The following is a 12,577-nucleotide window of genomic DNA, read 5'->3' on the forward strand; positions in this document are numbered from 1 at the left end:
CGCTGTATTATTCGTCTATTAAAGTAGCGATTCCTTTAGGGATTACAAAAAAATAAAGGAATGCTTATTAGCTCGATTTAATTGGAGTTCCTGGTATGGGAACAGGAAACTCCATGTCCACATCACCCATGTGATATTTTTGCGGACCCAGTCGCAGTTCGGATTTCATGATTTCTTCCCAAGTAATCTTTTTTCCCGTATAAGCCGATTCGCGTCCCATGATAGCTGTTAGATTTGATAGGGCGGTTTGTTCTGCTTCATTAACATATTTATTGGTTCGTATGGCAGTAACTAAATGGATGTGTTCCTGTATATAGGGTGAAATCTTGACCACATTGGTTGATTTTCCATCCTTGTCTTTGGGGTATTCGTATTGCCATTTTATACGTCCATCATGGTTGTAAATGGTGTTTTTGCAGTTTGTGTAGCCTTTAGTGCCCATGATAAATTCGCCGGTGGCATTGGCACAGTTATCTATTTGACGACTCATGCTATGTGAAAATAATCCATTGCCATAATCGAAATCAATGCTAAAGAAGTCGTACTGATCGCCAGTTACCCTTCGGTGCCTTCCTCCATAGCCAACGGCACTGATGGGGTGTTGACCAGTAAACCAATTGATCACATCTATATTGTGAATGTGAGTGTCCAATATGTGGTCGCCACATAGCCAGCAGAAATTATTCCAGTTGCGAAGCATATATTCCATATCTGTCCAACCTTCTTGTCGACGACGGAACCACACATGCTCCTGGTTCCAGAATGCTTTAGCCCCCACAATATCTCCGATAGCACCGTTTACTACCTGTTTATAAGTAGCGATATAATCGCGTTGGTGGCGGCGTTGGGTCCCGGTGACCACATTTAATCCTTTTACTTTTGCCTTTTTAGCAGTAGCAATAATGGAACGTATGCCAACAGGGTCTACAGCAACCGGCTTTTCTAAAAATACATGTTTGTTATGTGCGATTGCTGTTTTAAAATGTTGGGGACGAAAGTGGGGTGGTGTAACAAGTAATACCACATCAACGTCGGTTTTAATTAGTTTTTCGTATGCATCTAAGCCAACAAAACATTTTTCGTCAGGAACGTCTAATTTGTATTGCTTAAGTCTGGACTTACAAGCTTCTACCTTATCTTCAAAAACATCAGCCAGTGCCCCAACTTCTACACCAGGGCCTGTACTTAAGAAATTTAATAGGGCACCAGTTCCTCTGTGGCCACATCCGACTAAACCGGCTTTTAGCTTTTTGCCTTTAGGAGCTCTGTCTAGCAATGGAGGTAAACCTAATTCTTCGTTTGTTTTGTGCCCACAGGATGATAGTATGGATGATAGTCCGCTTGCTCCGATCACAGTTGCGGCTGTTGATTTCATTAAAAAACTTCTTCTGGATTCTTTATTTTTCATGATCTCTGATTTTTATAGACGATGGATAATGAAGGGCTTTTTATTCAATGATGTCAGCTTCACAGACAACACGAAAGCCCACATCAATACAGTCTGAGTACCACCAAATACTTTTAGGCATTTGAGGGTCTGTTTGTAACCACCTGCGGGTTTCGGTAAAGCCTCGTGCTGCACTTCTCAACTCACTGGCATCTGATTTAAAGGACCCACCGCGTATTACGTGTTCTCTTCCCTTGCTGGGTCCCTGGGGGTCAATGGTTGTTTCTTTTGTATATTGAGTATAGGTTTGCGGATGATAATAATCGGAACAGAATTCATGAACGTTGCCTATCATATTTTTTAGCCCGAATGGATTAGCTGCTACCCGTGAAGGCTCTTGTGTTTTACCGTCACTGTTGGCATCAAAAATTACGTAGGAGGCGATGATGGCAGTGTCAATACCAAATATTTTGTTCCAGATTCCTTTTTTGGAATAATCGCTGGGGACACCATCAAAAAAATAGGGAGTAGATGTGCCTCCTCTGGCTGCATATTCCCATTCGGCTTCCGTAGGCAAACGATATTTTTTACCACTTACTTGTGATAACCACTTACAGTATGTTAGCGCAGCGTGATGGCTCATGGTGATAGCCGGACGTTTTCCTTTGCCCCATCCCTGATCTGGAGCGCCCCATGGTGGAGTTGCCCCTGAAATAGCATCCACATCATCTTTACTTTGTTGTATTTTCTGTACAGTCTCTTTCCTGCCTTCAGCAGCAGTAGCATTAAAAAAGGCCAGGTATTCATCCCATGTTACTTCTATTTTTCCCATAAAGAATGGGCTTACTTTTACTTTTCGTTGCGGACCCTCATCATTTTGTCTATACTTTTCTTTAGAGGGACTTCCTATGATAAACTCACCACCCGGAATAGCCACCATATCGAAAGATACACTGGTGCCTGGTATTTGTTCTGTGAAATTTTCAAATTGGTGGACGATAGTGGCTGTGGTGAATTTTTCCTGAGCTACATTGTGGGTGGCGAAAGCAATATTGTGCGTATGTAGGGCATGGGGATTGTAGTGTCCAGTATGCATATGGCAGTTTAAACAGGTCATTTCCTCTCTTCTTGATTCGTAATATAAATGAGAATCTTCTCCTTTTACTGATAGACCAGAAGGAAAGATGTTGGAATGACATTTTAAACAGGATGCCTCATAAACAAATTTGTCGGCCTTTTCTTTTGTTCTTTTAGATTCCCATTTGTAATCCGCGGAATCCTTAAATAGCATTCCGTACAGGTCTTTTGATCCATGTTTGGCTTTGGCCATTAATTGCCCATGTCCTTTGGGTGGAAGGTGGCAGTCTACACAGTGTACAATCACACCAGACTTGTTGTCAACATGAGCTGATAATCGCCATGAGTCTTCTGCATGATCATGTATGTGACATGAAAAACAGTATTGATCTGTTGACGTATATTCAACAGCCTTACCTCCGGAGTAACTAAAAATAAAAGCGGCTATTATACCCAGTAAAAAAATAAAGTAGAATTTGTAAAATTGTCTTTTTAACCAAGATTTTTTAATCATAGTGCGCATTCTTTTTTTATGGTCACTAAGTAAATGGTATGGCCTTATTGGACAATTAAAATTGTGTTTAATGCGTATTAAAAAGTTATTAATTGGATATTAATTTTATTTTTAATAAGCAGTATATCAGTGTTGTATGTGTATTTGTAAAAAGTATAAAGTTTGCGCAATGAAAGAATGAAGTAAGTGCGGATAAAAAGTTATTTTACGACTTGCAGTTCGGAAAAATGAAAGGTATTGAACATGGTGTTGGATCGTTTTAGGGGTAATTAGGGGCGGTGAGGGAGTGACTTATCGGATTAGATCCTCGTAAGAGATGGGGAGTTCTTGATTGTATATTTTTTGATAGCGTTGTTGATAGGATTTGAATAGAAATCGGGCCTCGTTATTTTGACGTAGCACCAATAGTGCTTTTATTTTGTATTTTATGGCATCTTCATTAAGATCGTCGGTTTTTAATATTCGATTGGCAATCTTCACTATTATTTCTGGATGCTGGCTCATGTCAAAGTCAAACATTAAACGGGTTAGTACGTCTATTACTTTGTTGGAAAATTTGCCTTTGATTTCATCAAAAGTGCTTTCTTGGCAGTCTTGTAAATAAGCTCCCCGCTGAACGGTACTTAAAAAAATATGTAGGTTTTCACGGTTATTAAATAGGTTACTATCGAGTTTCTCCAAACATTCGTAATAATCACAATATACATTGCTTGTTATTTCAAGTTTCCATCTCTCGTGGTGATTTGATATGTATATCTTGTCCATTGCTTCCAGTATGTTGCGCAGTTTACTGAGGGAAACGCCTCTGTTGTTGATGGCTTTCTTGCGATCGAAATTTGGCCATATCATTTGAATGAATTCATCTGAAGAGATGCCATGGGGTTCTTCTTTGCTGTAAATAAGTAGATAAATAAATATTTGTTTCAGACGTGGGGTGAAACAGTGGGTAATATCTTCTCCATTTTTATCCAATATTTGAAAGTCTCCAAACAATTTAATAGCATTCTTTTTGGGGGCTTTTTGTTTTAGGTCAATATTCTCTATCACTTTGTCTGTGGGAGTTGTTTTGCTTTTTCGGGTAAAGAGGATGAGGGTTACCAATAAAAATATAAATGCGCCCATCCAGTATTTGTTTCGCATGATGAAATGAACAATGGAATCTTCTTGTATATCGGAAATATCCTGCGATAAATGCCAAATTTCCTCTTTTCCTAGTGCTCGGTTCCAGATGAGTAAATTATCTATTCTTCCTTCAAAAAGGTTATCCTGACTGATAGAGCGGCCAATGTAAATATGGGAATTGCTAACAAAGGGAGGATGATTTAAAGAAGAGACGTCTTCTTTACCGTCTACAAAAATAGCTTGCTCTTGGGTGTATTTAGTATACCTCCATACCACATGATACCACTTGCCGGGTATAAATTTGGTATTTCCCCATAAGTCGTTGGAAAAGAAACCAAAATAGGGTCTGTTGTCTCTGGATTGAAGGTGCAAGCCTCCTCTGTAATAATTTTCTTGCGTTCCTAATATGGAGAAGTCGCGTTGATCTGCTTCATTGTTTCTGGCTAGTTTAATCCACGCACTTACTGTAAAATCAGAATCGGAGATGCCTAGATCATTTGCTTTAGCAATGGTAATGTAGGATTTGCCATCTAATTCAATGACGTTGTTTCGTTGGCCATCATGGACAATTTTGCAGCCTTTGTTTTCTAACTCGAACTGATGAGGTCCTTCGTCCTTAATGTTGCTATCGAATGGATAGTAGGCACGTATGCTATGATTGAGGGTGAGAGGAATGGCAATGAAATTTTGAGTGACATCTTTTGTGATGCCCTCAATGTGTATTTCTTCAGGTACAAACTTAAAACCAGGACATTCGGGGCGAAGTTTTACTACCTCGTTTAAGGTAGCAGGAAAATTATATTCGCCGTATGTTACCGCATTGAAATCCCCTTGCCAAAACACTTTGTCGATGGCTTGTCTATTGTAGGAAATGGTACCTGAGATGCTTCGCTGACTCAGTAGATGACCTTTTAATCCCTTGTAGTTCTTCTGCTTGTCGTCATATACTATAAAGTTAATGACTTTGCCGGTGTTCTTCCAGCTGTTTAAGGCGTGAGAAATGAAAAAAGGATCTTGATTTGTGTCTATCCATGTCTGGCGACTCTGGGAGGGGGGATCGTGGGCAAATGTTTGATAGCTTGTTAGGTATAGTAGCTTGTTTTGTATGTTTCCATGGCAAAATTCTCCGTTTAGTTTGGGCTCAATTTCTTTAGAATCGCAGGGATTGGCTGCGTAATCCCATAAATAATGGATAAAGGGAGATGGTGAATTTTTGCCTGTGTAAGCAAAGCAAATGATTTGTTTGTTGTTCGAAATTAGGTGAGCCATCGTAGGCCATTGGGCATTGAAATCACCTTGCCAAATATGTTGATGGATGGGGTGAGATTTTAAAAAATGAACAAGGAGCTTAGGATCAAAGTGGTAGTTAAAAAATATGCTTAGCACATGAAGGGTGTCTTGCTGGCAGTATGTTGCAAGAGAATCACAAACAGTGGCGAAGTCGGTGATCCATTTTTTATTTTGATGAAGTACTTCTATCTTATTGCTGTCTTTGCTGAGTTGTAAATCAAGTATAAAGCCATTTATTCCTTGATTGTTTAGTCGGTTTGTAGGGTGTGATTTGAAATTATACAAGCTGTTATGCTCATAATGATTGATCAGATTGATCACTTCGTTGTATTTGATCTCCGCTAACTTTTTCTGTGCTACTATCGTTTGTGTGAAGAGCAAGCAGGTGATCCATGAAGTTAAATATAGTTGAAAGCGAAAAGAACGCATAGATTTTTTACGAAATGTTTGGTCTAAAAATATATATTCCATCCAACTTAACCAACAAATTATCCAATTACAGTTTTTGATGTTTTTTGCTAACGAATATGTTGTAACTTGTAATTTATTGATTATCTTTGCACCGCAAATTTTTTAAATATATACACATGTACTTGACAGCTGAAAAAAAGCAAGAGATCTTTGAGAAGTACGGAAAGTCGAATACTGACACTGGTTCCACAGAAGGCCAGATAGCATTATTTACCTACCGTATCGCTCACTTAACCGAACATTTAAAGGTTAATAAGAAAGATTATAGCACAGAGCATGCTTTGGTTAAATTAGTTGGTAAGCGTCGTAGCCTTTTGGATTATTTAAAGGCTAAAGACATTGAAGGTTACCGTAATTTAATTAAAGAATTAGGATTACGTAAGTAACTCCAGTCTCGGCTAAAAAAAAAGAAAAAGGTAATCCTGAATGGATTACCTTTTTTTGATTGATAGGGCATGGTAATAGTACAAGTGAGCGCTTTGGTGTGTTGTTTGTGCACAGCAAATTAAAGAATGGAATAAGAAGTAAAGCTGTCTTTGATAAGAAAGCTTCAAAGACAAGGCTTTCAATATATTTTGAAAGCAAGGAGTTTACTGATTGTAAATGGCTGTTTCAAAAATGAGAATAATGCAGTATTTGGAGTTATTTGCAAAGATTATTTAGGAACCATCCGAGAAAGGAAAGGGGTGGTCAAAAGTGTATTTGTGAAATAGTTTGTGTATCTCATAGGCCATCTGCTCGATTTCAAGAAAAAATGAACGAAAAAAACATTACAATCTTATCGTATTAAAAATAAATCATCTTATCTAATTATAATAGAAACAGATTGCATATATTTGGGACGATAAAAAGAGATAAAGAAAGAAATATGATTACTCCAATTGAAAAAAAGATTGATCTGGGTGATGGAAGGTCCATTACCATTGAAACTGGAAAATTAGCAAAACAAGCTGACGGTGCAGTCGTTGTAAAAATGAACAACACTTATTTGTTGGCTACAGTGGTATCTGCTAAGGATGCCATGCCGGGTACTGATTTTATGCCACTGTCAGTAGAATATAAAGAGAAGTTTTCGGCCATTGGTCGTTTCCCTGGTGGTTTTATGAAAAGAGAGGCGCGTCCTTCTGATAATGAAATATTGGTTTGTCGTTTGGTTGATAGGGCTTTACGTCCTTTGTTTCCGGAAGACTATCATGCAGAAACATTTGTGACTATCCACTTGATTTCAGGTGATAAAGAAGATATGCCGGATGCATTAGCCGGATTGGCAGCTTCAGCTGCATTAGCTGTTTCAGATGTTCCTTTTAACGGACCCATTTCCGAAGTACGTGTGGCTCGTGTAAAAGGTGAGCTGGTTGTGAACCCAACACGCATACAAATTGAAGAAGCTGACATGGAACTTGTGGTGGGTGCTACCATCGAGAATATTTTAATGGTTGAAGGAGAGATGGAAGAGGTTTCAGAGCAGGAAATGCTGGAAGCTATGAAAGTTGCTCATGAAGCCATTAAGGTTCAGTGTAAAGCACAGATAGAGTTGATGGAAGAGGTTGGTAAGACTGAAAAAAGGTCTTACAATCACGAAGAAAATGATGCTGAACTAAAAGAGCATATTAAAGCTGCTACTTACGATAAAGTTTATGAAGTGGCCAAAGCTGGTCTTCCTAAGCATGAACGTGCAGATAAGTTTGCGGCTATCAAGGAAGAATATATTGCGGATAATTATGCTGATGCTGAAGAAGGAGAAGTTCCATTGGCTTTGATCGGTAAATATTATCACGATGTGGAAAAAGAAGCGGTTCGTCGTTGTGTATTGGATGAAAGAGTACGCTTGGATGGTCGTAAAACGGATGAAATACGTCCTATATGGAGTGAGGTGGATTATCTTCCGGGTCCTCACGGGTCAGCTATCTTTACACGTGGAGAAACTCAGTCCTTGTCTACTGTTACCTTAGGTACCAAATTGGATGAGAAGATTGTGGATGATGTGTTAAATAAAACAGTAGAACGTTTTTTATTACATTATAATTTCCCTCCTTTTTCAACTGGTGATGCAAGAGCTTCTAGAGGTACAAGTCGACGTGAAATAGGTCATGGTAACCTGGCTTTTAGAGCATTGAAAAATATGCTTCCGGATAATTATCCATATACCATACGTATCATGTCTGATATTCTGGAGTCTAACGGCTCGTCTTCTATGGCAACCGTATGTGCTGGTACATTGGCTTTGATGGATGCTGGTGTGCCCATTAAAAAACCAGTGACAGGTATTGCTATGGGACTGATAACCGATGAAAACAAAAACTTTGCTGTTTTGTCTGATATCTTAGGAGATGAGGATCATTTAGGTGATATGGATTTTAAAGTAACTGGTACCAGAGATGGTATTACGGCTACGCAGATGGATATTAAAGTGGATGGCCTTTCTTACGAAGTATTAGAAAAAGCGCTTTTACAAGCAAGAGAAGGACGTTTGCATATTATGGATAAGATCATGGAAACGATGGATGAGCCACGTGAAGATCTTAAGCCACATGCACCTCGAATTGAAACAATTAATATTCCTAAGGATATGATTGGTGCAGTGATCGGACCGGGAGGAAAGATTATTCAGGAAATACAAGCCACTACCGAATCTACAATCACCATAGAGGAAGACGGAGATATTGGTAAAGTAAGTGTTTCTGCTGATAATGCAGCTGCTATTAACGCCGCAATGGCCAAAATAAAAGGTATTGTTGCTGTGCCAGAAGTAGGTGAGGTGTATAAAGGAAAAATTAAGTCAATCGTTCCTTTTGGTGCTTTTGTTGAAATATTGCCAGGAAAAGAAGGATTGCTTCATATTTCTGAAATAGAGTGGAAACGTCTTGAAAAAGTTGAAGATGTACTAAAAGAGGGTGAAGAGGTAGAGGTTAAGTTGATTGAAGTAGATCAACGATCAGGGAAATTAAAACTTTCTCGCAAAGCCTTATTACCTCGTCCGGAACGTAAGTCCAACTAGAATAGAGTAAATTTATTTAAAAATGATATAAAAAAGGCCGTAAGGCCTTTTTTTATGACTAAGAAATTAAATTATTTATCGCTAACTTAAATGCATAATTGAATTCGTAAAATTGTGTACTGAAAGCTGATTGAAATGACTGATTTATTACTGTATGACCAGTGGCTAGATGCCTTGGAAGAAAAAGCAACCCGCATTCCTAAAGTACAAGGGGTTTTCTCTAATTTTGAAGTGCTACCTCGGATGGGAAAGCTTCTTTCTGAAAAAGCAAAAGAGTGCCCAGAATGCAAAATGTATTGGAAAAAGTTACAGGAAGCAACGGAACATTTAGATGAATTTTTTAATGATGGAAATAGCTATTCTGCCGATTTTGATGAGTTAGTTGGAGAGGTTCTTCGCCATTTGAAGGCGACGCATGCCATTCGGCCTAAGGGCTTGGTATTATCCATTTATACAGTTGTGGGAATGGCATTGGGACTTGGTGTAGGCGGAGCGTGGGTGCTTTTGTTTCATCTGGAATCATTTAAAGGAGGTGTTGTGTTGGGGTGGCTTGTAGGGGTGATGATTGGATGGTTTGCAGGAAAGTTTAAGGAGGAAAGAATGCGTAAAGAGAACCAAATATTTTAACCTGTTTTATTCATGGGAATTTTGAGGGTTGAAAACTTTTTTGACTCTTCAAAGACTACTTAAAAATAATTATATGAACCTTCATTTAATCAATAAACTCACATGCGTGACTATCGGTATTGCGATGGTGGCCTGTAATACAAGTACTACAATGGAAAAACTTACTTATCCAAATACAAAGAAGGTAGATACAACGGATATATATTTTGGTACGGAGGTTTCTGATCCGTATAGATGGTTAGAGGATGATATGTCGGCTGAAACAAAAGATTGGGTGGTGGAACAGAATAAGGTAACAGATGCATTCCTGGATCAGATACCTTACAGGAAAGCGATAGAAGATAGACTAACCCAAATCTGGAATTATGAAAAGATAGGTACGCCTTTTAAAAAGGCAGAATTGTTGGTTTATGCTAAAAATGATGGACTTCAAAACCAATCTATTTATTATTATAAAAAAACAACTGATGACGAAGAAAAAGTATTGATTGATCCTAATAAGCTTTCAGAAGATGGGACTGTGTCTCTGGGATCATTTAGTATATCTGACGATGGTAGGTACTTGGGGTATACCATTTCGCGAGGAGGTTCCGATTGGCGGGAAATATTTGTGAAGGATATAGAAAGTGGTAAATTATTGGACGACCATATTCAATGGGTTAAGTTTTCTGGAATTTCCTGGTTTAAGAATGGTTTCTTTTATACGCGTTTCGATACGCCAAAAGAAGGTGATGAGCTCAAGGGAGAGAACAAAAATCCGAAAGTGTATTATCATCAGTTAGGTGATGAGGTAGTCAATGATGCCGTAATATTTGATGACCCCGCTCACCCTGATAGGATTAGCACCTGCAGTGTAACGGATGATCATCAATATCTTGTGTTATACCAAACAGAATCTACGAGTGGTAATGCTTTGTATATTAAAGACCTTACTACAGAATCGGCTGAGATTGTAAAGGTGGTGGACGATTTTGAACACGATCATCGTATTCTAGATCACTCAGATGGGGTTTTTCTGTTGTCAACGAATTATGGAGCTCCGAAGGAACGTATTGTTAAATTCTCGCTCAAGGGATTGAATAAAGATGAATGGGTTGATCTGATACCAGAGCAAAAGGATGTGTTGAGTGGTATTTCTATTGTGGGAAATAAAATAATAACCACTTATATGACGGATGCCCATGATCTTGTGAAGGTATTTAATATAAACGGAGAATATTTGTATAATGTGGATTTGCCAACCATTGGATCAGTAGATGGCTTTGTGGGTGAAAAAGATGATGAGGAGTGTTATTTTTCTTTTAATTCCTTTGTATACCCTTCTGCTATCTACAAGTATAATGTGGTTAAAAATACAACGGAATTGTTTTGGAAGCCCGAAATTGATATTGATTTTGACCTTTATGAAACCAAACAAGTGTTTTTTGAAAGTAAAGATGGTACTAAGGTGCCTATGTTTATTGTTTATAAAAAAGGACTCGAGCTGGATGGGAACAATCCAACCATGCTCTATGGTTATGGCGGTTTTAATATTTCGCTAACCCCATCCTTTTCAGTGAGTAGAATGGTATTGCTTGAAAATGGCGGCGTGTATGCCATGGTGAACCTACGAGGAGGAGGTGAATATGGTAAAGAGTGGCATCAGGCTGGTACCAAACTGCAAAAACAAAATGTGTTTGATGACTGTATTGCAGCTGCTGAATATTTAATAGATAAGAAGTATACTTCGGCCGATAAGTTATCGTTAATGGGAGGCTCCAACGGTGGCTTGTTAGTTGGAGCAGTGACCAATCAGCGGCCTGATTTATTTGAAGTATCTATTCCTGCCGTCGGCGTGATGGATATGTTACGTTATCATAAGTTTACCATTGGTAGATTTTGGGCTACGGATTATGGTACTTCAGAAGATAGTAAAGAAATGTTTGATTATCTGTATGGATATTCGCCAGTGCATAATGTGAAGGAGGGAGTTGACTATCCTGCTATAATGGTGATGACAGCCGATCATGACGATCGAGTGGTGCCTGCCCATTCTTTTAAATATATTGCAGCTCTTCAGGACAAATACAAAGGTGACCATCCAGTAATCATTCGAATTGAGCGTAAAGCAGGTCATGGGGCAGGTAAACCAACCAGTAAGATGATTGAGGAGGCAGCGGATCTGTATTCCTTTATATTTTATCATCTGGGTGTGGAACCAATGTATAAGTAGCTTGTGTTTTATGAGGGAATATCGAGTTATGAAACGCCATTCGTATATTGGAAGATGATTCATATTGGAGCGTTTCATGTGAGCGTTGAAAATGAAATTTAATCATATGGGTAATAGGTTCATTGTTATAGAGGGTAACATTGGCGCAGGTAAAACAACATTGGCTACAAAGTTGGCCGACGAGATGAAGGCCAAGCTGGTGTTGGAAACTTTTGAAGATAATCCATTCCTTCCTAAGTTTTACAAAGACCAGAAACGCTATGCTTTTCCTCTTGAACTATCCTTTTTGGCAGCACGATATCAGCAGCTGAAAAGTGATCTTAAGCAAGGGGATTTGTTTAATAGCATAATAATTGCTGATTATTATTTGATGAAATCCTTTATTTTTGCTAAAATTACGTTGTCGGATGATGAGTTCAGGCTTTATAGGCAGTTCTTTGATTTGATTCGGTCTTTCTCGGCAAAGCCAGATATACTTTTTTATATTCATCGAGAGGTGAGTGTTTTGAAAAATAATATTATGAACAGGGGGAGAGTGTATGAAAAAGATCTGGATACCGAATATTTATCATCCGTTTCTAGAGGCTATTTTAACTACTTTAAAGAAGTGAGGGATTTTCCTGTCGTTGTTGTAGATGCAACAGAGGCCGATTTCCAAAATAAAAAATATTACAGAGAATTTGCTGAATTGTTGAACCGGAAATTTCCTTGCGGAGTAACAAATATTAAAGTTATTTGAATGTTATGTTCCGTTAAAATGGTTTTTGGTTGAACAGCTTCAAAAAAATCGATTTTATTTTGTAAATATTCGGATTTAATATTGTGGTAATTGTTTTTATTTTCATAGAATATCTATATTTGCAATAAATGAGAGCGAGA

8 protein-coding genes are annotated in these 12,577 nt (G+C 38.3%); 5 read left to right on the plus strand and 3 right to left on the minus strand.

Annotated elements, in window-relative coordinates; all coding sequences use genetic code 11:
- Positions 1-67 precede the first annotated feature (67 nt).
- The 3 genes from CYTFE_RS0102445 to CYTFE_RS0102455 form a co-directional block, all read right to left on the minus strand.
- Complete coding sequence (locus CYTFE_RS0102445; RefSeq protein WP_027470506.1) at positions 68-1,408, minus strand: Gfo/Idh/MocA family protein; 1,341 nt, start codon at positions 1,406-1,408, stop codon at positions 68-70.
- 40 nt (positions 1,409-1,448) lie between these two features.
- Positions 1,449-2,978 (minus strand): SUMF1/EgtB/PvdO family nonheme iron enzyme, encoded by a 1,530-nt coding sequence (locus CYTFE_RS0102450; RefSeq protein ID WP_211238143.1) that lies wholly within the window; start codon positions 2,976-2,978, stop codon positions 1,449-1,451.
- 291 nt (positions 2,979-3,269) lie between these two features.
- The gene (locus CYTFE_RS0102455; protein ID WP_027470508.1) at positions 3,270-5,861 is read right to left on the minus strand and encodes a LamG-like jellyroll fold domain-containing protein; all 2,592 of its coding nucleotides are present in this window, start codon (positions 5,859-5,861) and stop codon (positions 3,270-3,272) included.
- Between the two features lie 116 nt (positions 5,862-5,977).
- On the opposite strand from CYTFE_RS0102455, the gene rpsO reads away from it, so the two are divergent.
- The 5 genes from rpsO to CYTFE_RS24650 all read left to right on the plus strand — a co-directional run bounded on the left by rpsO (position 5,978) and on the right by CYTFE_RS24650 (position 12,437).
- Positions 5,978-6,247: a 30S ribosomal protein S15 gene (rpsO, locus tag CYTFE_RS0102460; RefSeq protein ID WP_027470509.1), complete on the plus strand. Its 270-nt coding sequence runs from the start codon at positions 5,978-5,980 to the stop codon at positions 6,245-6,247.
- A gap of 482 nt (positions 6,248-6,729) precedes the next feature.
- Entirely contained in the window at positions 6,730-8,859 is a 2,130-nt protein-coding gene (pnp, locus tag CYTFE_RS0102470) for a polyribonucleotide nucleotidyltransferase (protein WP_027470510.1), read from the plus strand.
- Positions 8,860-8,994: 135 nt separating this feature from the next.
- Positions 8,995-9,486 carry a hypothetical protein gene (locus tag CYTFE_RS0102475; protein WP_027470511.1) on the plus strand — a complete coding sequence of 164 codons (492 nt, stop codon included), beginning with the start codon at positions 8,995-8,997 and terminating at the stop codon, positions 9,484-9,486.
- Between the two features lie 73 nt (positions 9,487-9,559).
- On the plus strand, positions 9,560-11,698 hold the full coding sequence (locus tag CYTFE_RS0102480) for a prolyl oligopeptidase family serine peptidase (protein ID WP_154665612.1): 2,139 nt from the start codon (positions 9,560-9,562) through the stop codon (positions 11,696-11,698).
- Between the two features lie 91 nt (positions 11,699-11,789).
- Positions 11,790-12,437, plus strand: coding sequence for a deoxynucleoside kinase (locus CYTFE_RS24650; RefSeq protein WP_044213427.1), 648 nt, complete (start codon positions 11,790-11,792; stop codon positions 12,435-12,437).
- Positions 12,438-12,577: the final 140 nt, after the last annotated feature.

It is taken from the genome of Saccharicrinis fermentans DSM 9555 = JCM 21142 (assembly GCF_000517085.1).
In the GTDB taxonomy this organism is placed as follows: Bacteria; Bacteroidota; Bacteroidia; order Bacteroidales; family Marinilabiliaceae; genus Saccharicrinis; species Saccharicrinis fermentans.